The organism is Rhizobium binae (assembly GCF_017357225.1).
GTDB lineage: Bacteria > Pseudomonadota > Alphaproteobacteria > Rhizobiales > Rhizobiaceae > Rhizobium > Rhizobium binae.
Genome location: NZ_CP071604.1, coordinates 2,862,009 through 2,883,843, shown reverse-complemented (window position 1 = coordinate 2,883,843; position 21,835 = coordinate 2,862,009). Strand labels below are relative to the sequence as shown.

Here is a 21,835-nt window from a genome sequence, read left to right as displayed (position 1 = left end):
ACTATCAGGGAAACACTTTGAGGGTGGAGTATTCAGGTGAGCGAATTCGAAAGTGCCACGGAGGTTATGCTGAGCAGGCCGTCGAGCGGAGACGTCAGCGCCGAGTATTTCGACCACATCAAGAAAATCAACGACATATTTTATGATCAGATCAAGATTTCCGATCAGAAGGCCGCCTATATCTTTACTTTTATGCTCGCCTTTTTGGTCAGCTCCAGCGAGGTGAGGGCGGTCTTCAGCCTAGCGCGCTATACCGGCGGCACCTCGGGCAGCGTGCTCTTCTCCGGCCTGCTTGCCGCAGCCTCGGTCTTTTCGATCCTGTCGGCGATTCTCGTCGTGCTGCCGCGGCATCTCGGCACGTCCACCTCGCTGTTCTGGGGCGCCTGGCCGAAGCATCGCGACATGTTTTTCGACGCGGCTCTTCGCCGCGACGAGCGCTATCTGTTCGACCAGTATCTCGAAAACGCCAACATCCTCTCCGCCATAGCCCGCAACAAATACCGCTGCGTCACCTTCGCCTTTCGCGGGCTGATGGTGAGTGTCATTGCCTATGTGCTCTTGTTGGCGGCAGGCTGAGCGCAGGCGAGGGCAAGAATGCAGGGCGCGCCGAGAGGCGCGCCCTGACCATTCAATCCGCGACTTCGATCACGAGTTCGATCTCGACCGGCATGCCGAGGGGCAGGCTGGCGACGCCGAGGACGACGCGGCCGGATAGCTTTTCGTCGCCGAAAACCGCAAGCAGCAGTTCGGACGCGCCGTCGGCGACCCTGGGATGATCGCGGAAATCGCCTTCGGTGGCGATGTAGACGCCGAGCTTGACGACCCTCACGACCCTGTCCAGCGAACCGAGGCAATCCCGGGCAGCGGAAAGCGCGCTCAGCGTCGCCGTCTCGGCTGCGCTGCGGCCGTCATCCGATGTCAGCGCGCCGCCGACACGACCGATATAGCGGGGCTCGTGGCCGACAACCGGCAGCATGCCGCTGAAGAAGACCAGATTGCCGGTTCTCATCGCCTCGACATAGGTCCCGAAGGGTGTCGGCGGCGGGGGAAGGGTGATGCCGAGTTCCTGCAGCCGATGTTCCGCGCCGGCTGCCTGCGCATTCTCACGGTTTACCATTTGCCCAGATGTGCGCCGCCATCGACGTGCAGCACCTCCCCGGTGACGCGCGGAGCTTCAGTGAGGAAGACCACTGCGTCGACGATTTCATCGACATTCGAAATGCCTGCCATCGGCGACAGCGTCCTCAGGAAATCTTTTGGATTATCCTTGTGCAGGGGCGTGTCGACGACGCCGGGGGCGACAGTGTTGACGCGGATTCCCTCACTTGCATATTCCATCGCAAGGTTCTTGGAGATCGCGTCGATACCGCCTTTCGTCATCATCGAAACGGAGGCGGAGAAGCCGGCGATCGGATGGTCGATCAGCGGTGTGGTGATGCTGACGACGCTGCCGCCCGTCTTCTGGGCCAGCATCTGACGGATGACATGCTGGGTCAGGTGAATGAAGCCTTCGAGGTTGGTCGAGGAGAGCTTGCGGAAATCCGTCATCGTGTAATCGATGAAGGGTTTAGTGAGGAAGATGCCGGCGTTGTTGACGAGCGCGTCGATCGAGCCGAAACGATCGATCGCGGTTTTAGCAACGCGCGCCGCGGTACAGGGATCACCGATGTCGCCGTCGACAAGCGCCAGCCTGTCTGAAGCCTGAAAGGCATCCGAGGCGCTGACCTGACGCGAGGTGGCGACGACATTATAGCCGCGCTCGACGAAGGCATTGACGAGGCCTGCACCAATACCCTGCGAGGCGCCCGTGACGATGACAGTCTTTTGCCTGGTCATGTTGAACTCCATAATCTGGTCGGGCAACGCAGGCCTGGCAAGGCGGGTTGCTCGCGATGGGGCCGCCGCGATCGCGCCGCCATCGGGTTGCTGGTTGTTTTCGCAAGGTGAATATGGCGAAAACCTGATTGCCCGATTAGATGGAAATATCTGGATTCTCTTTTGCATCAGTGCAAAAATAGCGGCATGGCCGATCTCAACGACATCGTCGTTTTCGTCAAGGTGGCGCAGTATGGCAGCTTCAGCCGCGCTGCCCATTCGCTCGGGATGCCTGTCTCGACCGTCAGCCGCAAGGTGACATCGCTCGAAGAGCAGCTCGGCGTGACGCTGATCCAGCGCACGACCCGCAAGCTCAGCCTCACCGCGCAGGGGCGGGCCTATTACGACAGGTGCAGCGAGCCACTCGCCCATCTCATCGACGCCGAGCAGGCGCTCACCGAAACGCAGAGAAAGCCGGAAGGTCTGTTGAAGATCTCGGTGCCGGTCATTTTCGGCCAGGAGGTCTTCTACGAACTCATCTCCGATTTCCTGAAGGCCTATCCGGAGATCCAGGTCGATCTCTTCGTCACCAACCTCTTCCTCGATCTGGTCGCGGAGAATATCGATCTCGGCATCCGCTTCGGCGAACTCAAGGATTCCACCATCGTCGCGCAGCGGCTCGGCAAGAGCGTGCGCTATCTGGTCGCCGCGCCCGACTATCTCAGGGGCAGGGCGCTTCCCACGAAGCCCGAAGACCTCAAGGACCATCGATGCGTGCTCCTGAACGGGCGCAACGGAGAAGCGGAATGGCATCTCATCAGCGGCCGCAAATCGGTTGACGTGCGCGTGTCGGGGCCGGCATCGAGCCGTGATTTCGCCGCGGTCAGCGCCTTCACCTATCGTGGCCACGGCATTGGTCTCCTGCCTTCGACTTATTGCGACGAGCAGATCCGAAGCGGCGCGCTCATCCGCGTGCTGCCGGACTGGTCGTCCCCGGAAATCTTCGTGCATGCCGTTTACCCCACGCGCCGCTTCCTGCCCCTGCGCCTGCGGGTTTTTCTCGATGCGCTGAAGGCATGGAAAAATCCGTTGTGGCTGCCGCTGCATTGAGCGACTTCATCACCGAAAATTGAAGCCCTGCGCGTGGCGGCGCATCCTGCCCCGATCAAGCTGTGGTAAAGTCTGCCGGCTTGGAACGGCGCGGGGATATTGCCGATGCTGACGTCACTTGCCGTGCTCATGGGTCTTTCCGGTGTCGTGCCGACGGCGCAGGCTGCGGCAAACGAGGTCGACGTGACGCTGGTGCTTGCCGTCGACACGTCGCGGTCGATGGATTTCGAGGAGCTCGGCATTCAGCGCCAGGGTTATGTCGAGGCGCTCAAGCACAAGGAATTCATCGACGCGGTGAAGGGCGGGCTCACCGGCCGCATTGCCATCAGCTATTTTGAATGGGCGGGCTATGTCGTCCAAGATTCGGTGATCGACTGGCAGGTGATCGCGACGCAGCAGGATGCGATCGCCTTTGCCGACAAGCTCGACGCCCGGCCGATCGCCACGCAACGGCGCACCTCGATCTCCACCGCGATTGCCCAGGGCGTCAGCATGATCATCGCCAGCCCCTTCCGGGGCAGGCGGGAGGTGATCGATGTTTCCGGCGACGGCCCGAATAATTCCGGCAATCCCGTCACGCCCGTCCGCGACCAGGCGGTGGCATCCGGCATGGTCATCAACGGCCTCGCCCTCATGCTGCGGCCTTCCGATGCGCCTGACGGGCTCGACAAATATTATGCCGACTGCGTCATCGGCGGCCCCGGCGCCTTCGTGCTGCCGGTCCGCAAGATCGAGGACTTCGCCGTCGCCGTGCGCCGCAAGCTGGTGATGGAGATCAGCGGCCTGGCTGCGCCGGCGACAGTGCAGCCGATCGCCGGCACGGAGCCGGCAACGGACTGCCTGATCGGCGAAAAACAGTGGCGGGATCTGTTTGAGCGATGATGGAGGGTGATCTGCGCGGGATGGCGCTGACGGACAAGCCGGCATCCGCCGTCAAGCGGCGGCGTCCAGCAGAGCCTCATCCCGGGACGCGGTCCATAGGATCGCCGCGAAGGACGAGGGGGCACCGGCGGAATGAATGCAAGCACCAGCGTTGGAGCGGCGTCCTTTGGGGCTCCGGCCTTTGGCCTCCGCGCCTCAGGATGGGGGACGTTGGAGGATGCCGCTCCCTCGACAGGGGCGTTGGAGAATGCGCAAGCGTTTGTTGAAACTGCCTATAGCGGCAGTTCCCTGCCGGCCTGTTCGTTGACCATATATTCGGCGTACCAGTCCGGCCAGTTCTCGTCGTGCTTGCCGCCGTTGCGTTTCTCGTGTTCGCCGTGGGCGGCGGCGGCGCGGCGCAGGGCCGACGCCAGGTCGCTCGACGTTGAGAAGGCCGTCTCGTCGGCGTCGATGCGTCCCGGCAATCGCGTGGTGACTTCCTGGAACAGCCAGCCGTTGCCGTCGGGATCCTTGAAGGAGGCGAAGGAGCGGTAGCTGCGATGCTCGGGATCACGGCCTGCGATCCTCAGCCGTCCAAAGAGATAGGGTTCGTCCTTGCCGGCATAGACGCCTGATGCGTCATGAAACACGTCGCTGACTTCGACGCCGCGGGCGATGAGATCGCGGCGGGCGGCGTCGATGTCGGAGACGATAAGATAGAGGCCCTGGGCGGAGCCCGGCGCCGCAGCGGTGACATTCCTGCCGAAGATGATCGCGCAGCCGGAGCCGGGTGGCGTAAACTGGATCACCCGGAAATCGGCATCGTTGGTGAAGTCGGCGTCGAGCCGCCAGCCCAAGCCGTCATAGAAACGTTTGGCGCGGTTGACATCGGAAACGGGGATGACGACCACCTCGAGCTTGGTGTCGACAGGCCGCGTTTTCGGATTTTCGATGGGGGGTTCACTGCGCATTGCATTGCTCATCTTCAGCTCCTTGAGGTTTGGACGCATTAAGAATGGCGATACATGTCGGGGTCGAGTGGATCACAGCGCGGCAAGGGCGTCGAATCAATTCTTCCGTCTTGGTGGCGGGCATCGGCGGTTTCGCAGCAAGGCGGCGGGCGCTGTTCCCGCCGCCTTCTGTTCGCCGCGGTTTATGCAGCGAGAGCGGCGCGCGTTTTGCCGATCATCAGGGCGGCCCGCGCCGCCTCGCGGCCCTTCTCGACGAAGTGCGCGCGGTAGATCTGGGTGTGGTGTTCCGTCTCCTGATACTGATGGGGCGTCAGCGAAACGGACAGCACCGGCACGCCGGTGTCCATGCCGGCGCGCATCAGCCCGTCGACGACGGCCTGGGCGACGAATTCGTGGCGGTAAATGCCGCCGTCGACGACGAAGGCGGCGGCGATGACGGCGCCATAGCGGCCGCTGGCCGCGAGATCACGCGACAGCAGCGGCATTTCGAAGGCGCCCGGTACATCGAACACGTCGATCTGCTCAGCTGGAATAAGCTGCTGGAAACCTTCGAGGGCACGGTCGACGATATCGGCATGCCAGCCGGCTTTGACGAAGGCATAACGGGTGGGTGTCATGGTAATCTCCTTTGGCGTACAGACACTTCACCCAAGGCGATCACGAACGTTTACCGGCCGCCGGCGAGGGCAGCAGGAACGCACGTTCTCTTTCATCCGGACTATGACCGTCGGCTCAGGCATCTCACCTGATCTGCTGACCCCTCCTTACGGAAGGCGCTCGCGGGCTCGCAATCGAAACTGCATACCGCCGGTAGGGACTTCCACCCCGCCCTGAGAACGGCGCGGACAATAGGGGCAGGGCGAGAGGCTGGCAATAGGGGAATTGGTTTTGGTGGCGGTGCGGTTTCGAGGCTTGGCCCTCTCGGCATAGGAGACGGTTCGAGGATGCCGCACCGAAGTCCGAGGGAGTGGCGCTTGGGCGATAACGCTTCTCCGACCTCTCGCATCCCTGTGGCCCGGGCTTTGCCCGAGTGAGGATGCTGCTTGGCGCCTGATCTCGATGGGCGGCGCCAAGGGCGAGGCTGGCGCCAGTACTAGATTAAATGCAACGGAGTGCAGACGCGCCGGCCGCAGGCGAAGGCCTTGCTGCGCATTTGTTTGCGCCTACCTTCCATGAGGAATGACGCCAAACCAGCAGGAAGCGCCCTCTCCACAGAGACGGGCAGGCCATAACAATCACGGGAGGGAGACATGCCAGAAGCCTTCGTCGTTCACCGCGAAGCGCATATCGCAGCGCCGCCGGCCGCAGTGTTCGCGCTGATGACCGATCCGGAAAAGATTCTGCGCTGGATGGGGACGGAGGCTCAGGTCGAGCCGCAGCCGGGCGGTCTCTATCTCGTTAACGTCACCGGCGCCCGCTTTGCGCGCGGCTCGTTTCGCGAGGTCGTGCCGGTTCACCGCCTTGCCTATAGTTTCGGCTGGGATGGCAGCGAGGTGGTGCCGCCGGGCTCGAGCCTGGTCGAGATCGACCTGATCGAGCAGCCCGATGGGACGCTGCTGCGGCTGACCCATAGCGGTCTGCCGAGCGCCGAGCAGTGCGCCAGCCATGCGGAAGGTTGGGCGCATTATCTCGAGCGGCTGACCGAAGTCGCCGCCGGGCGCGATCCCGGCCCCGATCCGTTTTACGGCAGGACATGAACGTGTTTTTGCGGGCATCGGAACGTCCAACTGCTTGTCGTCGCTGAAGGGACGGCCTCCGCGACCGCGGTTGGCGCGCCCGCAAAGATGAACGTCCAATTCATCGCAGGTTCAATCTGGCGGCCCTAGAGTCGGTGCGGCTGGATTGAATTGGAGTTCTCGATGAAGGTACTTTTGATCGCGGCTGCCGTGCTCGCTGGCAGCCTCTCGATTGGCACAGCTGAGGCGATGCCGACCGGGACATTCAAAGTTCAGAGCAATGTCACACAGGTCGACTATGCCTGTGGTCGCGGTTGGCATCTGACGCGCTGGGGTGAATGCCGGCGCAACTGGGGAGGCCCGCCACCGGTCGCCTTCTATGGTGGTCCGCCGCGCTGGGGCTGGGAACGGCGGCATCACCACCATTGGGATGGTCCGCGCTGGCGCGAGGAGCGGCGTTGGGACCGTGACCGTCGCTGGGACGATTAAGGGCCTCGATCAGGGGCATGTCGATGGAGGCCGGCGCGATTTCGCCCGGCCTCTTTTCACGACATTTCGAGCGTTTCCCGTTCAGATCCGGCTGACGAGCCAATGCTTGCCGTCGATCAGTTCTTCGAGTTCTGCCGGGTCCTTGACGCCGAACTCAAACCATTCGACGAGTTCCTTCGCCTTCAGACGGCTTTCGTCCGCCGTAAACTCGATTCCATAGCGCGCGCACCAGCGCCGCAGGATCGACGTCAGCAACGTCATGTCGTTTCCGTCCAGCGGATCTTTCGGCCAGAATGTCGTGCCCATCGCAACCCCTCAATGGCGGATGACAGGACATTACAATGGAATCGAGGCCGTGCAAGTTTAAAGTGTTATTTCTCTGATTTCCACCAAACTGGCGGATTTTTTGACGGTGTTGTTGCCTGTAAGCCGAGGGAGGGCGGGCGTGGAAGCGTCGGCTTGCGGAGGTTTGCCGGCGATGTCATCCTAAGTCATGGATCTGCCTTCCTCCCTTGCCTGGCTGGTTGACGAGGCCGCTGACTCGCCCGGTCCCGAACGGTTCCTCGCCGAGCTTGGGCGCCGGCTGCTTTCAGACGGTCTGCCGCTTGCCGGCGGCGCGCTGACGCTCTCGGTGCCGCATCCGATCATCGCGCGGCGCACCTGGCTGTGGCGGGCGGAGACTGGGGCCGTTATCGAGGCGCTGGCCTTCGCTGCGGCCCCGCCGGTCGAGGCCGGGCGCGAGTGGCTGGCCGTGCTCGGTCCGGTCTGGGAGGAAAGGATAGAAGCCTCGCCGGAGAGCCCGCTGCTTGGCTGGGCGGGTATCGGCAATGGGGCTAGGACGGGCGCTTTCGGCCCGGCCGAGGCGGATCGTCTGCGCGAGGTGGCGCGCTTTGCCGCCGCCCCGCTTTCCGCCCTTGCTGCGCGGGAGGCGCGGGCCGCCCTGCTCGAAGCCTATCTCGGCCGGCGCAGTGCCGCGCGGGTGCAGGCCGGGGCTCTTGCCCGCGGCACCGGGGAGACCATCCGCGCAGCCGTTCTCTGCGCCGACCTGCGCGACTTTACCGCGCTCTCCGAGGTGACGGAGCCGCACGCGATGATCGCGACGCTCGATGCCTGGTTCGACCGCGTCGCCGGCGCCGTGCACGCCTTCGGCGGCGAGGTGCTGAAATTCATCGGCGACGGGGTGCTGGCGATCTTCCCGGTCGCGGCTGAGTCAGGCAAGGCTCAGGGGGACCGTGACGCCTGCGAGGCGGCGCTGCGGGCCATCGCCGCCAGCCGCGCCGGCATGGCCCATCTCGACCAGGTGCGCCGGGCGCAAGGGCTGGCGCCGCTGCCCTTCGGCGCCGCGCTGCATTTCGGCGAGATCCTGTGGGGCAACATCGGCGCCGCCGACCGGCTGGATTTCACTGCCATCGGCCCTGTCGTCAATCTCGTCAGCCGCCTCGAAGGGCTCTGCAAGCCGCTCGGCCGCAGCGTGCTGATCTCGGGGGCAGTGGCGGCGAACACATCGGCGCCGCTCGTGCCGCTCGGAGAACACGCCTTGCGCGGGATCGCCGATCCTTGTGCGGTCTTCACCCTGCCCGAGGGTTGAGTCCGAGGAGCACTCCGTTATTTTCTGCAAAGTAAATTTTGCAAAGATATGTTTGCGATGCTAGTTTGAGGATATGAAAAGCCCGCGCCCTCAGCCTTCCACAGATGCTGCTGCTTCCCGGTCCGTCAGCCGGGTCGTGCCCGAACCGGCTGCGCTGAAGGCGCTGGCGCATCCTGTCCGGCTGCGCATGCTCGGCATGCTCCGGATCGACGGTCCTGCCACGGCGACGCAGCTCGCTGCACGGCTCGGCTTGAACAGCGGTGCGACGAGCTATCATCTGCGCCAGCTCGCCCAATACGGCTTCATCGAGGAAGCGCCGCATGCCTCGCGGCGTGACCGCTGGTGGCGCGCGAGCCACGAGCTGACCTCGGTGCCGCCGCGCGAAGCCGAGGGTGAAGGGCTCGATCTCGATCTTGCCTTCAACCAGGCCGCTCTCTCCGTGCAGGTCGGCCAGATGCAGCAGGCGCTGGAGGAATATGCCGAGCTGCCGGCCGAATGGCGCAAGGCTACGGCTGCCGACGACATCATTATTCCGATGACGGCGGCACAGGCCGAAGCCCTGACGAAACGGCTGACCGATATCATCCTGGAGGCGATGCGGGCGGCGCCGCCGCTGGGCGAGGCGGCGTCTCAGCAACCCGACATGGTTCCTTTCTATGTCATGCTGCACGCCTTCCCCTATCCGGGCCGGATTCCGCATCGCGATGGGGATGGTGGGCCATGAGAAGGGAGAGGCCCTTCCTGGCGCTCGCCGCGGCCGAGACGCTTTCACTTTCCGGTACGCGGCTTTCCACCATCGCCATTCCCTGGCTGGTGCTGAGCACGACCGGCAGTCCGGTGTTGACGGGCCTGACGGCGATGATGGAAATGCTGCCATATGTCGTTGCCAAGGCCCTCGGCGGACCGCTGATCGATCGAGTCGGGCCGAAGCGCATCGCCGTTTGCTGCGACTTCGCCTCGGTCGCTGTCGTGGCGCTGGTGCCGCTCCTTGATTTCTTCGGCCTGCTCGGCATGCCGGCGCTGCTGCCTGTCGTCTTTGCCATGGGCATGCTGCGCGGGCCGTCCGATGCCGCCAAACAGGCGATGGTTCCCGATATCGCCGCGCTCGCGGAGGTGCCGCTGGAGCGCGTGACCGGTGTTGTCAGCGCGATCGAGCGTCTGGCATCGACGGCCGGTGCTGCCGGGGCCGGCGCCCTGATCGGCCTGATCGGTCCGGGCCAGGCGCTGCTCGCCAACGCCGCCACCTTCGCCGCCGCCGCCCTGATCGTGGCAGCGAGCATACCGAGCCCGCGACGCATGCCCAGAATACCGGGTCCGCCCGGCGCCCGATGGGGCGCAGCAGCGTCCTATCGCGACGATCTCAGCGAAGGCTGGCGTTTTCTGCGCGGTGACGCCGTACTCGTTAGCATCATCGCCATGGTGGCGACCACCAATCTGCTCGACCAGGCCTATCATGCCGTCCTGCTGCCGGTCTGGACGCGGGATTCCGGCAATGGACCGGAAATGCTGGGTGCGATGTTCGCAGCCTTCACCGGCGCCTCCATCGCCGGTGCGGCAATTGCGGCTGTTATCGGCGAACGGCTGCCGCGTCTCACGGTCTACACCGTCGCCTTTCTTCTGACCGGATTTCCGCGCTTTCTGGTGCCCGCGTTGGATGTCCCACTCCCCTTGGTCTTTGCGACCTTGGCCATCGCGGGATTTGCCTCGGGCTTCCTCAATCCGATCCTTTCGGCAGTCATCTTCGAGCGCATCCCCAAGCCGCTGACCGGCCGCGTCAGTGCGCTGAATGCGGCCCTGTGTTTCGCCCTCATCCCCTTCGGCGGCCTCGTCGGCGGTGCCCTGATCAGCACCATCGGTCTTGCTGCAGCGCTGTTGCTTACCGGCCTTCTCTATTTTGCAGCCACGCTCGCTCCCTTGGCGCTGAAGAGCTTCCGCGGTTTCGACGGGGAAACCGCTGCGGTCACCGATGCCCCAGCTCCTCGACCATCAGGTCGATGAAGCGGCGCACCCGCGATTCCTGCTGGCGCTTGTCGGGATAGAGGGCCACGATCTTGGCCTCGTCGGTTTCGAGCTTCGGCAGGACATGGCGGAGATGGCCGGCGGCGAGATCGCCGGCGACGACAAAGTCGGGCAGGAGAGCGATGCCGAGGCCCGCGACGGCGGCGTCGCGGATCGCCTCGCCGCTGTCGAGCCTCAGGCGGCTGCGCCCCCGCGCCTTGACCCAGGCTCCGCCTTCGCCGCGAAAGCGCCAGCCTTGCCGTTGATCGCCGCTGGAAAAAAACAGGCACTCATGGGCGGCAAGATCGTCAATGTGGTGCGGTTCGCCACGGTCGGCGAGGTAGGACGGCGAGGCGCAGAGCCGCGCCTTGTCGGCGGCGATGACGCGTGAGACCAGCCGGGTGTCGGATGTCGACGGAATCGCGCCGATCCGGATCGCCAGATCGTAACCTTCTTCGACGATGTCGGCCTTGCGATCGGTGAAGCTCACCTCGACCTGGATGTCGGGCCAGGCCAGAAGATATTTTTCGACAATGGGCAGCACGACGAGCCGCCCGAAGGCATCGGGAACGGTGAGCCTGAGAACGCCCCGTGGCGCGCCGCTCTGACCCACCACGCTCGCTTCCGCCACGTCGACCGACGCGAGAACTTCCAGCCCGTGTTCATAGAATACCCGGCCTTCGTCGGTCAGGCTCAGCCTTCTCGTGGTGCGGTTGAGCAGGCGCGCGCCGAGGCGATCTTCCAGGCGGATGACGGCCTTTCCCGCTGCCGATCGGGACAGGCCCATGGCCTGGCCGCCGGCGATGAAGCTTCCGGCATCGACGACGGCCATGAAGATCAGGATATCGTTGAGGTTCGTACGCGGCATCAGGCAGCTCGAGCGGTTTGACTACAGCCATAAGTCGGTCGTCACGCGATCGATTCAAGGCTCGGAGCATCAACGCCCGACGCGGCAGTAAGGTCCCGACGCCGCCTCAGCGCCAGCCGAGCGCCGGGGCGACGTGGGTGAGGATCGCTTCGATCACATGGGCGTTGTAGGCAACGCCCAGCTGGTTGGGCACGGTGAGCAGCAGCGTGTCGGCCTCGGCGATCGCCTCGTCTTCGGCGAGCTGCCGGATCAGCACGTCCGGCTCGGCGGCGTAGCTGCGGCCGAAGATCGCCCGGGTCTTCTCGTCGATGAAGCCGATCTTGTCGCCTTCATCGCCGCCATAGCCGAAATAGGCGCGGTCGCGCTCATCAACCAGCGCAAAAATGCTGCGGCTGACCGAGACGCGCGGCTGGCGGGTATGGCCGGCTTCCTTCCAGGCCTCGCGATAAGCGCGGATCTGGGCGGCCTGCTGGACGTGGAAGGGTTCGCCCGTCTCGTCGTCCTTCAGCGTCGAACTCTGCAGGTTCATGCCGAGTTTTGCCGCCCAGACGGCGGTGGCGTTGGAGCTGGCGCCCCACCAGATCCGCTCGCGCAGGCCCTCTGAATGCGGTTCGAGACGCAGGAGGCCAGGCGGATTGGGAAACATCGGCCGCGGGTTCGGCTTGGCAAAACCTTCGCCGCCCAGCACTTGAAGGAAGACTTCCGCGTGGCGCCGCGCCATGTCGGCATCGCTCTGGCCTTCTGGCGGGCCATAGCCGAAATGACGCCAGCCGTCGATTACCTGCTCGGGCGAGCCGCGGCTGATGCCGAGCTGCAACCGCTCGCCGGCGATCAGGTCGGCGGCACCGGCATCCTCGGCCATATAGAGCGGGTTCTCGTAGCGCATGTCGATGACGGCGGTGCCGATCTCGATCCGGCTGGTTCTCGCGCCGACAGCGGCCAGCAGCGGGAAGGGGGCGGCCAGCTGGCGGGCGAAATGATGTACACGGAAATAGGCTCCATCGGCGCCGAGTTCCTCGGCTGCGACGGCAAGGTCGATCGACTGCAGCAGCGCGTCGCCCGCCGAGCGCGTCTGCGATTGCGGCGAGGGCGTCCAATGCCCGAACGAAAGGAATCCGATCTTTTTCATGCTGATACCGCACCTTGATCCGTTGTGTCTGAGGTCGACAGGTCATGGCACAGTTTCGGGTTGCATGACAATCGGAACCGAGGTGCGGCGCATCGGCGCTGTCGTGTGCCTGGTGCCGAGCCTCCCCTCGGTCTCGTCGTGCCCGGTGGGCGCTCTACAGCTAGCAGACATCGACCAGAATACTCGAAAGGGTTATCGCGTCCGCTCATGCCCGCCCTAAGTTAAAGGGGCGCAGCGGAGCGAGGTCCGCCACCTGGCTTTCACGCCGGAGGCGCGAATCGGTCCGCTCGCAAACACCCGGTCGCGGGCCAGGCGTGAGACCTGCGACCGGGGCAGATGCAGGTCAAGCGGGTTTGACAGCCTGATGTCGCCGATGCCGGGCAAAGTTTTTTGCGCCATCTCGAAGAATCGGTCGATCTGAGCGATTAAGACCGTGATCATGCCGTGTTGGCGCGCGAAAACCTTCAGAGTGCCGACCTGGGCCGCGAGTTCCGGATTTTCCCGCTTCTGGTCGAGCATGGGCCAAGTGGCCCCTCTGCCCTGCCGGAATCGCCCCACAAGGGGGAGATGCCGGCAGGAGGGCGGATGATCGGTTATCTGCGGCTCACGGCCTGCCAACTTGCGACAAGCCGCAGCCATGGCGCGAGATGAAAGCCGCTCATCAGCAGATACATCGGCACCATTCCGCTGATCGGAAAGGCATCCGGTGCCGTCATGCATATCATTTCGGTGCTGCCGGTGGCGGCCGTCAGCAGTGCCATGATCGCGAAGGTCGGCGCGGCGGCGAGCGACAGCCATTCGGCGGCCGGCCAGCTCCGGGCGGATTTGGCCGGCTTGGCGGCCGCCCCGTCAGCGGTCGCGGACATCGACAGCCATTCGGCCGTATTGAAGGCCGCGCTGCGGCCGGTTTCGCTGCCGCTTTTCGAGCCGTGGCTAGAGAGCAGCATCGGTCTCACCCCTTGCCGTAGCGGTCGTGGTGGCGCCACCAGATGCCGGTTTCGTTGCGGCCCTTGGGCGCGCGGTCGAGCCATTGGTACATGCCCCAGAGCCCATCCAGTCCGCGTGCGTAGCTGGAATAGCTGTGGTAGACGGCGCCGTCGATCAGCTCGAAGGCGCTGACACCCGGCCGGTCGCGGACATAGGTGGGCACGTCGGTGCCGGTCATGGCGGCAATCTGCCCGATCGGGCTTTCGCCATCCGGCTGCTCCCACTCGGCAACGGGCCTGGCTGCGCGCGGTTCAGGGGCGGGCGGTTCGCGGCGGTAGTTGTATTCGATCTCGCCGCGCAGCTGCTGCTCGGCGCTGAACCAGACGCTGAAATCGCTGTTGAAATCGCTGCCGGCGGAGGAAGCCCAGGGAAAGCTCCAGTCCATGCGCTGCTTTGAAGGCCTGAAGCTTTGCAAGCGGTGCGCGCGAGACCGCCCAGAAGGCGACGTCGTGGTTTTCGAGGTGGACGAAGAAACCGTTGAAGCCGTCGGCGATCGAGGAGCAGGAGGGGCATCCGGCGCTGTAATCCGGGCCGAACATGAAGTGATAGACGAGCAGCTGCGAGCGCCCGCCGAAGAGATCCTGCAGCGAGGCATTGCCGTTCTCGGTGTCGAAGCGGTATCGCTTATTTATCCTCACCCGCGGCAATTGCTGGCGCTTGAGGACCAGCGCATCGCTTCGCCGCGTCAGTTCCTTCTCCTCTTCGAGCAGGTCGAGTCTTGCCGCCAGCCAGCGCTCGCGCGTTGCGTTCAGTTCACCGGTCATGGGTCTTCTCCTTTGCTTGCCAATTGTCGTAGCATCCGGCGGCTTATCCGGCCGGTTGCGAGAAGATTACCGACGGGCAGGAAATGGCGGGAGTGACAAGTATGACGGGATTTGAATGGACTCGCTGATCACCGCCGCCGCGCGGGCACTGGCATCTGGGGACGCGCTCGGCGCGCTGAAGCGGGTGGCGCTGCGCGACGATGCGCCGGCGCTGGCGCTGCGCGGCATCGCCATGGCACAACTCGGCGATCTCGTCCGCGCCAAGGCGCTGTTGAAGGGTGCGGCGCGCGCCTTCGGCCCGCGCGAGGCGGTCGCCCGCGCCCGCTGCGTCGTCGCCGAGGCCGAGATCGCGCTCGCCTCTCGCGACCTCATCTGGCCGGTCAAGGCGCTGGAGGCGGCGCGGGCAACGCTTCAGGCCCGCGGCGACAGGGTCAATGCCGCCCATGCCGGCAATATCGCCATCCGCCGGCTGGTGCTGATCGGTCGGCTCGATGAGGCCGAGCGAGCGCTCGGCGCGCTCGACCCGACGCCGTTGCCGCCGGCCTTGCGGACCGCCCATGAGCTCGTGGCATCCGGCATCGCGGTTCGTCGACTCCGGACCGAGGCGGCGCGCGCGTCGCTCGAGCGCGCAAGGCTTTCGGCGCAGCAAGCAGATATCCCGGCGCTGACGGCGGAGGTCGAAGCCGCCGCTCGTGTGCTCGACATGCCGGCGGCGCGGCTGATTTCACCTGACGGCGAGCGCCCGCTGCTGCTTCACGAGGTGGAGGCGCTGTTTTCCGGGGAGACGCTGGTCGTCGATGCTTGCCGCCATGTCGTGCGCAAGGGGGATACCGTCGTGCCGCTGGCGACGCGGCCGGTGCTTTTCGCCCTTGCCCGCGCGCTTGCCGAGGCATGGCCTGGCGATGTCGTGCGCGGTGCGCTGATCGCGCGTGCCTTCCGCGGGAAGCATGCCGATGAATCGCATCGCGCCCGGCTGCGCGTCGAGATCGGCCGGCTGCGCGCCGCCCTGCAGGGCCTTGCGGAGGTTTCGGCGACGAAGCGCGGCTTTCACCTCACGCCGCGCGGCGCCGGCGAGATCGCGGTGCTGGCACCGCTCGTCGAAGGACCACATGCGGCGGTGCTCGCCTTTCTGGCCGATGGCGAGGCGTGGTCGACTTCGGCGCTGTCGATCGCGCTCGGCGCGAGCCCGCGCACCGTGCAGCGGGCGCTGGATGTGCTGGCCGGGGAGGGCAAGGCGCAATCGCTCGGGCGCGGGCGGGCGCGCCGCTGGCTGAGCCCGCCACTCGCAACTTTCCCGACGATCTTGTTACTCCCCGGTCCGCTGCCGAGCGACTAAGATGGGGCAAATCCATGAGGAGGAAGAGATGAAGAAATCGGCTGCAACGATCCTGCGTGAATACGGGCCTTTTCCCGGCGCTGACCGCGTCAACGGCGTCACCTTCGACGGCCGGCACGTCTGGTTCGCCTCGGGTGACAGGCTGAACGCGCTCGATCCGGAAAGCGGCGAGGTGGTGCGTTCGATCGAGGTCGCCTCCCATGCCGGAACGGCCTTCGACGGTGAATTCCTCTATCAGATCGCCGAGGATGTCATCCACAAGATCGACCCGAAGACCGGCCGCATCCTTTCCACCATCCCCGCGCCCGGCAATGGCGGCGATTCCGGCCTTGCCTGGGCCGAGGGCACGCTCTGGGTCGGCCAGCATCGCGGCCGCAGGATCCACCAGATCGATCCAGAGACCGGCAAGATCCTGCGCACCATCGAATCCAACCGCGTCGTGACCGGCGTCACCTGGGTCGACGGCCAGCTCTGGCACGGCACTTGGGAAGGCGACGACAGCGACGTCAGGCGCATCGATCCCGATAGCGGAGACGTGCTGGAACGGCTGGATATGCCGGAAGGCGCCGGCGTCTCCGGCCTCGAATCCGACGGCGCCGACCGCTTCTTCTGCGGCGGAGGGGGCAGCGGTAGAATACGGGCGGTGCGCCGGCCGGGGTAACGGCGCCTGCCGATTTATGCCGACCGATCCTTATCGAACAAAAGCGACATGCCGATCGCATCGATGAACCGGCCGTCGATGCGCGCCGCGCGCCGGATTATGCCCTTGCGCACGAACCCCATTCTTTCGTAGAGAGCGATCGCGCGGCTGTTGTCTTCGTAAACATCGAGTTCAACCCTGATAAAACCGATCTCTTGCGCGGCTCTCAATGTCGTTTCGATGAGCATTCGTCCCAGACCTCTGCCGATAGGCGGGAAGGATGCCCATTCCGAGATTTCCGCGATGGGCGTGCGATGGGAAGTAATGCCGGCTGATGTCGCACCAGCCAACGACCTCGTCTGCAATCAAGGCAACGAACTGCGGGTTGCCTTTGGCAGTCATGCCGATCACGAACTCGCGGGTCTGCGGCAAGGGAGTTGCTTCCAACATCGAAAGGTATTTCTTCTCCCGTGCGACGGTGTCGAGCGCGCGATGAAAGCTATCGATATGGGCGGGAGCGATCGGTTCGATCCTGACGCTCGACATATCCAACGCTCCTGCGCCCATGCTCTCTTCTCCTTCAAGGGCAGATGATGGTGCCAATCTGCGGCTGAGCGGCAAGGCAGGCAAGGGCATTAGTCATGGGCCATGCCTAACCGTGCGCCGAGCGCAATTCATGGTCCGTCAACCTTTGCGTGTCAATTTTCAGGTAAAGGGGCGCCATCAAAGGGCTGCGGGGATTGAAGGTCAGGCTCACATCGCACATTACCCTGGTCCTGGTGACACTCACCTGCGCGGCGGCCATGTTGCTGTGCGGATTTGCGTGGCTTGCCGCGGTGAAGGTCGATGATTTCTACCTGCGCCGACAGGCGGACTTCGTGGCCCAGGGATTAGAAGAGCAGATCAACGCGCTTCCCCGGGAGCAGGAAAGCGTCACCAAATGGGACGACGCCTTCCTTTATGCCAAGCAGCGGAACCACGAATGGCTGCTCGACAATGTCGGCCGCTGGACCAGCCGGTATTTCGGGCACGACAGAACCTACATCTTCGACGATAGCAACCGCCTGATGTTTGCGTTTCGCGACGGAGCCGACGCCATGCCGCCGCGCCTCGGTAGCGATGACGGCGAGGAAATGACGGCATTGGCCGGCGAGATGCGGGCTGCTCTCCTCGAGCCCAAAAAGCCCGGCGGCGAACCGCTTGGCCAGATGGCCAGGGTTCGCACGCTGATGATCGGCAGCAGGCCGGCGATTACGAGCGCGCGTCCCATTCTGCCGAGCTCGACAAGGATGCAAATCGAGGCGGGCCAGGAGTTCATCGCCATCTCGGTCAAGTTCATCGACGCAACGGCCGTCGAAAGGATCGCCCACTATGCGCGGCTCGAAGGGATGCATCTTGCCGCGTCGAAGAGCGGCGCGCGAGCGCAGGTGCCTGTATCCTCTCATGGCGGCGGTACGGTCGGCCATCTTGTCTGGAAGCCGATCCGGCCGGGCCTCATGTTGCTTCAGCAGATCGCGCCGGCCGGGCTCGGCTGCCTTGCGCTGCTGATCGCCGCGGTGTTCTGGCTTGGGCGGGGACTGCATCGCACGTCGCTGACTCTGATCGACAGCCAGGCTGAGCTCACCCACCACCGTAATCACCTGGAAGAGATAGTGGCCGATCGGACGGCCGAAATCGAAAGGCAAAGGGCGGAGCTGGACCGCCTGCTGGCACACGAACGACAGGTGAACGCGCTCCAGCGCCAGTTCGTCGCCATGGCGTCGCACGAATTTCGAACCCCGCTTGCCATCATCGATGCCGCTGCCCAGCGGCTCTGCCGCTCGACAACCAATGTCAGCGGCGACTACGTTCGCGAAAAAGCCGGGGTGATCCGAAGCGCGGTGGTGCGCATGGTCGATCTGATGGAGAGCATTCTCGCCAGCGGTCGGCTGGAAACCGGACAGATCATCCTGAAGCGGAGCGAAGGCGATCTGAAGGCCCTGCTCGCCGGCTGCTGTGACAGACAGCGCGAGCTCAGCCGCTCGCACGTCTTCCATCTCGATCTCGAGCTGATGCCTGACGTAATGACTTTCGATCGCAGCGCGATGGAACAGGTCTTCAGCAACCTGATTTCTAATGCGGTCAAATATTCGCCCAATGCGCCTGACATTTATGTTCGCGCTCGGGTTGACGAAAAGATGGTGGAAATCGCCATTGCCGACAGTGGCATCGGCATGGATGCGGATGATCTGCCCAAGCTGTTCCAACCCTACTACCGGGCTCGCAGCGCCACGGGCATTGCCGGAACCGGCATCGGCCTCAACCTCGTCAAGCAGGTCGTCGAGTTGCATGGCGGCAGCGTCGAAGTGACGAGCGAGCTTGGCAAGGGCACAACATTCACCATTTCTCTGCCAATAGAGATTCTATTGTCGGATCAACAAGTCGCAGCTTAAGGAAGAGCTCATGGTCACCGTCCTGTGCATAGAAGACGAAATCGAGATCCGGAATCTCCTCGTCGAAGAGTTGAGCGAAGCCGGCTACAAGACGCTTGAGGCCTCGAACGGCGCCGAAGGCCTGGAAATGATCCTGTCAAAATGGCCCGACATCATCATCAGCGATATTTCCATGCCTGTCATGGACGGGCACCAGCTGCTGGCGGAAATCCAGATCAATCACCCGGAACTCTCCAACATTCCCTTTATCATGCTGACGGCGCTGACCGACCGGGAAAACACGCTCGCCGGCCTGCGCGCCGGAGCTGCCGACTATCTGACCAAACCGCTCGACTTTGACCTGCTGCTCGCCAAGCTGGAGGGCTGCGTGACGCGCCTGGAGAACGACAAGGCGCTCAATCGGTCGTTTTGAGGTGTGGGGGTGTTAAGCGGGGTGATGATGATGAAGGGCGTGCCGTGCCGCCCCCTCATCCGACCCTGCGGGCCACCTTCTCCCCCGGTGGGGCGAAGAGGGGAGCGTGCGGCCACTTCCTTGTTTACCAACCACGCTTCTTTAGGAAGGGCGAGACGCTGCCGCACACCCCTTCTCCCCAGCGGGGAGAAGATGCCGGCAGGCAGATGAGGGGGTGAGCGACGATAGGAGCGAATGCCCGGAGCGCGAGCGACGGGCATCGGCGAGTGCGTTCGCTCACCCCTTCATCTGCCTCCCCAGCACATCCCCCAGCACCTCGAATACCCCCGTATCCAGTGTCTGCGACACATTAAACCGCATGAAATTCGTCGCCGACTGCGACAGGCTGAAAGCATTGCCGGGGGCAAGCACGATCTTTCTCTCCAGCGCGGCCCGCGCCACGTCGGCCGCATCGACGCCATCGGGCAGCCGGCACCAGAGGAACATCCCGGCAGACGGCTCCAGCCAAGGCGTTATGCCCAGGTCTTTCAGCCGGGCCGAGACCTCGCCCATCGCCCGGGAAAGCCTGTTTCTCAGCGTCTCCATATATTTGCGATAGCTGCCGTCGCTCAAGACGTTCAGCACCAGTTCCGCTGCCATCCGGCCGCCGCCGAAGGAGGTGGCGATCTTGAGGTCGGTCAGGCCGTCGACCCATTCCGCCTTGGCGGCGACGAAGCCGCAGCGGGCGGAAGCAGACAAGGTCTTCGAAAAGCTGCCGATATGGATGACCCGCTCGAGCCCGTCGAAGGCGGCCAGGCGAGGCGCCGGCGAATATTCGAAATCGGCGAAGATATCGTCCTCGATGATAGTGAGATCGAACTGTTCGGCGAGTTTCAGGAGCCGGTGGGCGGTTACGGGGGACAGAACCGCGCCGGTAGGGTTGTGAATGGCGGAGTTGGTGATGTAGAGCCGCGGCCGGTGTTCGGCGACCACCTGGGCAAACAGCTCGATATCGGGGCCGGACGGGGTGTAGGGGACGCCGACGATCTTGGCCCGATGGGCGCGCAGCAGCGCATGGAAGTTGAAGTAGCAAGGGTCGTCGACCAGCACCGTATCGCCCGCTTCCAGCAGGAAACGGCAGAGCAGATCGATCGCCTGGGTGCCGGATTCGGCCAGCATGATCTGATCGGGCGAGGCTTCGATGCCGCGTTCGCCCATGCGCCGCGAAATCAGCTGGCGCAGCGGCGGCAGGCCAAGCGGCTGGCCGTAGTCGGCAAGCGCCCGCCCATCGGCACGCGAAAGCGTCCGGAGCCCACGGCGCACGGCTTCCTCGGGCAGCCAGGCAGGCGGCAGCCAGCCGCAGCCGGGCTTCAGATCACTCTCGCCTGCCTCCAGCGATTGCCGCGATATCCAGAGCGGATCGATGGCACGGTCGAGTTTCGGTCCGGCCTCGGCAAGCGCAAAGGGCGCCGCCTGGTTGGCGACATAGAAGCCGGAACCCGGCCTTGCCAGGATCGCGCCTTCGGCGACCAGGCGCTCATAGGCATCGACGACGGTCGACGTCGACAGCTTCAACGTCGCCGCCAGCCCCCGCACCGAGGGCAGCTTGGCGCCCGGCGTCAGGCTGCGCCCGGCGATGCGCTGGCGGATCGTCGCGACGACCATGTCGATGCGGGTGCGCGCCGCTGTGCCCTCATCCATCCGTACTGCTTCCTGCACCATAACAGTTTTGCCGAACCGTATCAGACTGTCCCTGTCATAACCAGCCATACCGGCCGATAAGGGGGCGACAAGACAAGGAGTGCATCATGGACCGCATGGCATCGGGATGGATCAATGGTTTTATCGGCGTGCTGATCTTCAGCGGATCGCTGCCGGCGACGCGCGTGGCGGTGATGCAGTTCGATCCGGTCTTCCTCACCGTCGCGCGGGCGGCGATCGCCGGAATTTTGGCGCTTGGCCTGCTGATCGCCTTCCGCGAAAAGCGGCCGAGCCGGCGCGATCTCATCTCCCTCGTCGTCGTCGCACTCGGCGTCGTGGTCGGCTTCCCGCTGCTGACGGCGCTGGCGCTGCAGCATGTCACGTCGGCCCATTCCATCGTCTTCATCGGTCTGCTGCCGCTGTCGACAGCGATCTTCGGGGTGATCCGCGGCGGAGAACGGCCGAAGCCGGCATTCTGGCTCTTCTCCGGCCTCGGCAGCGCGTTGGTGGCGGGTTTTGCCTTGACGCAGGGCCTGACGGCCTCGCCGGTCGGCGATCTCTTGATGCTGGCGGCGATCGTCGCCTGTGGCCTCGGCTATGCCGAAGGCGGCAGGCTTTCACGCACGCTCGGCGGCTGGCAGGTGATTTCCTGGGCGCTGGTGCTGTCGCTGCCGGTGATGGTGGCGGTCGCTTTCTTGCATCGGCCGGCGAGTTTTGCCGGCATCGAAACGCCCGCACTCATCGGTCTTGCCTATGTCTCGCTGTTTTCGATGCTGATCGGCTTCATCTTCTGGTATCGCGGCCTGTCGCTAGGCGGTATTGCCGCCGTGGGCCAGCTGCAGCTGCTGCAGCCGTTTTTCGGCCTGGCGCTCGCCGCAACCCTGCTGCACGAACCGGTCACGTGGATCATGCTCGCCGTGACGGTCGCCGTCATTCTCTGCGTCGCCGGGGCGCGCCGGTTTGCGCGGTAGCGGTTGAGTCCGGGCCACAAAGCCGCCGCTCAATGGTCAGAAAATGGCCCCGTTACCGCCGCACCGAGCCCTTTTCCGGCTTCATCGTCGCGACCTCGCCAGCCTTTT

At 64.4% G+C, this 21,835-nt stretch carries 24 protein-coding genes, 2 pseudogenes and 1 riboswitch; of the genes and pseudogenes, 13 read left to right on the top strand and 13 right to left on the bottom strand.

The window, feature by feature from the left end:
- Window positions 1-36: 36 nt before the first annotated feature.
- Window positions 37-576 carry a Pycsar system effector family protein gene (locus tag J2J99_RS14235; RefSeq protein WP_168300222.1) on the top strand — a complete coding sequence of 180 codons (540 nt, stop codon included), beginning with the start codon at window positions 37-39 and terminating at the stop codon, window positions 574-576.
- A 52-nt stretch (window positions 577-628) separates the two neighbouring features.
- Here the strand turns inward: J2J99_RS14235 and J2J99_RS14230 are convergent, their stop codons facing one another.
- Complete coding sequence (locus J2J99_RS14230) at window positions 629-1,117, bottom strand: RidA family protein (protein ID WP_168300226.1); 489 nt, start codon at window positions 1,115-1,117, stop codon at window positions 629-631.
- Window positions 1,111-1,836 (bottom strand): SDR family NAD(P)-dependent oxidoreductase, encoded by a 726-nt coding sequence (locus J2J99_RS14225; RefSeq protein ID WP_168300230.1) that lies wholly within the window; start codon window positions 1,834-1,836, stop codon window positions 1,111-1,113. The genes J2J99_RS14230 and J2J99_RS14225 overlap by 7 nt, the downstream gene beginning before the upstream one ends.
- A gap of 186 nt (window positions 1,837-2,022) precedes the next feature.
- On the opposite strand from J2J99_RS14225, the gene J2J99_RS14220 reads away from it, so the two are divergent.
- Both J2J99_RS14220 and J2J99_RS14215 read left to right on the top strand, forming a co-directional pair.
- Window positions 2,023-2,925, top strand: a complete 903-nt coding sequence (locus tag J2J99_RS14220) for a LysR family transcriptional regulator (protein ID WP_168300232.1) — start codon at window positions 2,023-2,025, stop codon at window positions 2,923-2,925.
- A gap of 105 nt (window positions 2,926-3,030) precedes the next feature.
- Entirely contained in the window at window positions 3,031-3,807 is a 777-nt protein-coding gene (locus tag J2J99_RS14215) for a DUF1194 domain-containing protein (protein ID WP_168300235.1), read from the top strand.
- 272 nt (window positions 3,808-4,079) lie between these two features.
- Here J2J99_RS14215 and J2J99_RS14210 read toward each other — a convergent pair whose 3' ends face one another.
- A complete protein-coding gene (locus tag J2J99_RS14210; protein WP_168300237.1) occupies window positions 4,080-4,769 on the bottom strand; it encodes a VOC family protein in 690 nt (229 codons plus the stop codon).
- A gap of 170 nt (window positions 4,770-4,939) precedes the next feature.
- Complete coding sequence (locus J2J99_RS14205; RefSeq protein WP_168300239.1) at window positions 4,940-5,374, bottom strand: 6,7-dimethyl-8-ribityllumazine synthase; 435 nt, start codon at window positions 5,372-5,374, stop codon at window positions 4,940-4,942.
- An 80-nt stretch (window positions 5,375-5,454) separates the two neighbouring features.
- A riboswitch (FMN riboswitch) is annotated at window positions 5,455-5,599 on the bottom strand.
- A gap of 408 nt (window positions 5,600-6,007) precedes the next feature.
- Between J2J99_RS14205 and J2J99_RS14200 the strand changes: the two genes are divergently transcribed.
- The gene (locus J2J99_RS14200; RefSeq protein ID WP_168300241.1) at window positions 6,008-6,454 is read left to right on the top strand and encodes an SRPBCC family protein; all 447 of its coding nucleotides are present in this window, start codon (window positions 6,008-6,010) and stop codon (window positions 6,452-6,454) included.
- Between the two features lie 162 nt (window positions 6,455-6,616).
- Window positions 6,617-6,922, top strand: a complete 306-nt coding sequence (locus J2J99_RS14195; RefSeq protein WP_168300248.1) for a GCG_CRPN prefix-to-repeats domain-containing protein — start codon at window positions 6,617-6,619, stop codon at window positions 6,920-6,922.
- 81 nt (window positions 6,923-7,003) lie between these two features.
- Here J2J99_RS14195 and J2J99_RS14190 read toward each other — a convergent pair whose 3' ends face one another.
- Window positions 7,004-7,228 (bottom strand): hypothetical protein, encoded by a 225-nt coding sequence (locus J2J99_RS14190; protein ID WP_010004126.1) that lies wholly within the window; start codon window positions 7,226-7,228, stop codon window positions 7,004-7,006.
- A 187-nt stretch (window positions 7,229-7,415) separates the two neighbouring features.
- Between J2J99_RS14190 and J2J99_RS14185 the strand changes: the two genes are divergently transcribed.
- From J2J99_RS14185 to J2J99_RS14175, 3 genes are all read left to right on the top strand, one after another.
- Window positions 7,416-8,510 (top strand): adenylate/guanylate cyclase domain-containing protein, encoded by a 1,095-nt coding sequence (locus J2J99_RS14185; protein ID WP_168300250.1) that lies wholly within the window; start codon window positions 7,416-7,418, stop codon window positions 8,508-8,510.
- A 73-nt stretch (window positions 8,511-8,583) separates the two neighbouring features.
- Complete coding sequence (locus J2J99_RS14180; RefSeq protein ID WP_168300253.1) at window positions 8,584-9,234, top strand: ArsR/SmtB family transcription factor; 651 nt, start codon at window positions 8,584-8,586, stop codon at window positions 9,232-9,234.
- Window positions 9,231-10,508, top strand: a complete 1,278-nt coding sequence (locus J2J99_RS14175; protein ID WP_168300258.1) for an MFS transporter — start codon at window positions 9,231-9,233, stop codon at window positions 10,506-10,508. Before J2J99_RS14180 ends, J2J99_RS14175 begins: the two co-directional genes overlap by 4 nt.
- Here J2J99_RS14175 and J2J99_RS14170 read toward each other — a convergent pair.
- The 5 genes and pseudogenes from J2J99_RS14170 to J2J99_RS14150 form a co-directional block, all read right to left on the bottom strand.
- On the bottom strand, window positions 10,471-11,376 hold the full coding sequence (locus J2J99_RS14170; protein ID WP_168300264.1) for a LysR family transcriptional regulator: 906 nt from the start codon (window positions 11,374-11,376) through the stop codon (window positions 10,471-10,473). The two genes, J2J99_RS14175 and J2J99_RS14170, sit on opposite strands and share 38 nt — an antisense overlap.
- Window positions 11,377-11,482: 106 nt before the next feature.
- Window positions 11,483-12,505 (bottom strand): LLM class flavin-dependent oxidoreductase, encoded by a 1,023-nt coding sequence (locus J2J99_RS14165; RefSeq protein WP_168300266.1) that lies wholly within the window; start codon window positions 12,503-12,505, stop codon window positions 11,483-11,485.
- A 333-nt stretch (window positions 12,506-12,838) separates the two neighbouring features.
- Window positions 12,839-13,024, bottom strand: a pseudogene (locus J2J99_RS14160) (DNA helicase); the annotation flags it as partial.
- A gap of 74 nt (window positions 13,025-13,098) precedes the next feature.
- Window positions 13,099-13,452 (bottom strand): hypothetical protein, encoded by a 354-nt coding sequence (locus J2J99_RS14155; RefSeq protein WP_168300276.1) that lies wholly within the window; start codon window positions 13,450-13,452, stop codon window positions 13,099-13,101.
- Window positions 13,453-13,457: 5 nt separating this feature from the next.
- Window positions 13,458-14,256, bottom strand: a pseudogene (locus J2J99_RS14150) (DUF899 domain-containing protein).
- Between the two features lie 115 nt (window positions 14,257-14,371).
- Here J2J99_RS14150 and J2J99_RS14145 point away from each other — a divergent pair.
- Both J2J99_RS14145 and J2J99_RS14140 read left to right on the top strand, forming a co-directional pair.
- The gene (locus J2J99_RS14145) at window positions 14,372-15,592 is read left to right on the top strand and encodes a helix-turn-helix domain-containing protein (RefSeq protein WP_168300286.1); all 1,221 of its coding nucleotides are present in this window, start codon (window positions 14,372-14,374) and stop codon (window positions 15,590-15,592) included.
- Window positions 15,593-15,620: 28 nt separating this feature from the next.
- Complete coding sequence (locus tag J2J99_RS14140) at window positions 15,621-16,253, top strand: Vgb family protein (protein WP_168300289.1); 633 nt, start codon at window positions 15,621-15,623, stop codon at window positions 16,251-16,253.
- Window positions 16,254-16,267: 14 nt separating this feature from the next.
- On the opposite strand, the gene J2J99_RS34710 is transcribed toward J2J99_RS14140, so the two are convergent.
- Together J2J99_RS34710 and J2J99_RS14135 are read right to left on the bottom strand one after the other, a co-directional pair.
- On the bottom strand, window positions 16,268-16,528 hold the full coding sequence (locus tag J2J99_RS34710) for a GNAT family N-acetyltransferase (protein ID WP_425526063.1): 261 nt from the start codon (window positions 16,526-16,528) through the stop codon (window positions 16,268-16,270).
- On the bottom strand, window positions 16,425-16,799 hold the full coding sequence (locus J2J99_RS14135) for a GNAT family N-acetyltransferase (protein ID WP_354565178.1): 375 nt from the start codon (window positions 16,797-16,799) through the stop codon (window positions 16,425-16,427). Before J2J99_RS14135 ends, J2J99_RS34710 begins: the two co-directional genes overlap by 104 nt.
- A 173-nt stretch (window positions 16,800-16,972) precedes the next feature.
- Between J2J99_RS14135 and J2J99_RS14130 the strand changes: the two genes are divergently transcribed.
- Both J2J99_RS14130 and J2J99_RS14125 read left to right on the top strand, forming a co-directional pair.
- Window positions 16,973-18,664, top strand: coding sequence for a sensor histidine kinase (locus tag J2J99_RS14130; protein WP_168300293.1), 1,692 nt, complete (start codon window positions 16,973-16,975; stop codon window positions 18,662-18,664).
- A gap of 10 nt (window positions 18,665-18,674) precedes the next feature.
- A complete protein-coding gene (locus J2J99_RS14125) occupies window positions 18,675-19,076 on the top strand; it encodes a response regulator (RefSeq protein ID WP_168300297.1) in 402 nt (133 codons plus the stop codon).
- 276 nt (window positions 19,077-19,352) lie between these two features.
- Here J2J99_RS14125 and J2J99_RS14120 read toward each other — a convergent pair whose 3' ends face one another.
- Window positions 19,353-20,777, bottom strand: coding sequence for an aminotransferase-like domain-containing protein (locus tag J2J99_RS14120; RefSeq protein ID WP_168300302.1), 1,425 nt, complete (start codon window positions 20,775-20,777; stop codon window positions 19,353-19,355).
- Between the two features lie 86 nt (window positions 20,778-20,863).
- Between J2J99_RS14120 and J2J99_RS14115 the strand changes: the two genes are divergently transcribed.
- Window positions 20,864-21,727, top strand: a complete 864-nt coding sequence (locus J2J99_RS14115; protein WP_168300306.1) for a DMT family transporter — start codon at window positions 20,864-20,866, stop codon at window positions 21,725-21,727.
- Window positions 21,728-21,835: the final 108 nt, after the last annotated feature.

Coding starts and splice junctions, on each gene's coding strand:
- J2J99_RS14230 (WP_168300226.1), bottom strand. CDS start 1,117: ATGGTAAACCGTGAGAATGCGCAGGCAGCCGGCGCGGAACATCGGCTG.
- J2J99_RS14225 (WP_168300230.1), bottom strand. CDS start 1,836: ATGACCAGGCAAAAGACTGTCATCGTCACGGGCGCCTCGCAGGGTATT.
- J2J99_RS14220 (WP_168300232.1), top strand. CDS start 2,023: ATGGCCGATCTCAACGACATCGTCGTTTTCGTCAAGGTGGCGCAGTAT.
- J2J99_RS14215 (WP_168300235.1), top strand. CDS start 3,031: ATGCTGACGTCACTTGCCGTGCTCATGGGTCTTTCCGGTGTCGTGCCG.
- J2J99_RS14210 (WP_168300237.1), bottom strand. CDS start 4,769: ATGAGCAATGCAATGCGCAGTGAACCCCCCATCGAAAATCCGAAAACG.
- J2J99_RS14205 (WP_168300239.1), bottom strand. CDS start 5,374: ATGACACCCACCCGTTATGCCTTCGTCAAAGCCGGCTGGCATGCCGAT.
- J2J99_RS14200 (WP_168300241.1), top strand. CDS start 6,008: ATGCCAGAAGCCTTCGTCGTTCACCGCGAAGCGCATATCGCAGCGCCG.
- J2J99_RS14195 (WP_168300248.1), top strand. CDS start 6,617: ATGAAGGTACTTTTGATCGCGGCTGCCGTGCTCGCTGGCAGCCTCTCG.
- J2J99_RS14190 (WP_010004126.1), bottom strand. CDS start 7,228: ATGGGCACGACATTCTGGCCGAAAGATCCGCTGGACGGAAACGACATG.
- J2J99_RS14185 (WP_168300250.1), top strand. CDS start 7,416: ATGGATCTGCCTTCCTCCCTTGCCTGGCTGGTTGACGAGGCCGCTGAC.
- J2J99_RS14180 (WP_168300253.1), top strand. CDS start 8,584: ATGAAAAGCCCGCGCCCTCAGCCTTCCACAGATGCTGCTGCTTCCCGG.
- J2J99_RS14175 (WP_168300258.1), top strand. CDS start 9,231: ATGAGAAGGGAGAGGCCCTTCCTGGCGCTCGCCGCGGCCGAGACGCTT.
- J2J99_RS14170 (WP_168300264.1), bottom strand. CDS start 11,376: ATGCCGCGTACGAACCTCAACGATATCCTGATCTTCATGGCCGTCGTC.
- J2J99_RS14165 (WP_168300266.1), bottom strand. CDS start 12,505: ATGAAAAAGATCGGATTCCTTTCGTTCGGGCATTGGACGCCCTCGCCG.
- J2J99_RS14155 (WP_168300276.1), bottom strand. CDS start 13,452: ATGCTGCTCTCTAGCCACGGCTCGAAAAGCGGCAGCGAAACCGGCCGC.
- J2J99_RS14145 (WP_168300286.1), top strand. CDS start 14,372: ATGGACTCGCTGATCACCGCCGCCGCGCGGGCACTGGCATCTGGGGAC.
- J2J99_RS14140 (WP_168300289.1), top strand. CDS start 15,621: ATGAAGAAATCGGCTGCAACGATCCTGCGTGAATACGGGCCTTTTCCC.
- J2J99_RS14135 (WP_354565178.1), bottom strand. CDS start 16,799: ATGGGCGCAGGAGCGTTGGATATGTCGAGCGTCAGGATCGAACCGATC.
- J2J99_RS14125 (WP_168300297.1), top strand. CDS start 18,675: ATGGTCACCGTCCTGTGCATAGAAGACGAAATCGAGATCCGGAATCTC.
- J2J99_RS14120 (WP_168300302.1), bottom strand. CDS start 20,777: ATGGTGCAGGAAGCAGTACGGATGGATGAGGGCACAGCGGCGCGCACC.
- J2J99_RS14115 (WP_168300306.1), top strand. CDS start 20,864: ATGGACCGCATGGCATCGGGATGGATCAATGGTTTTATCGGCGTGCTG.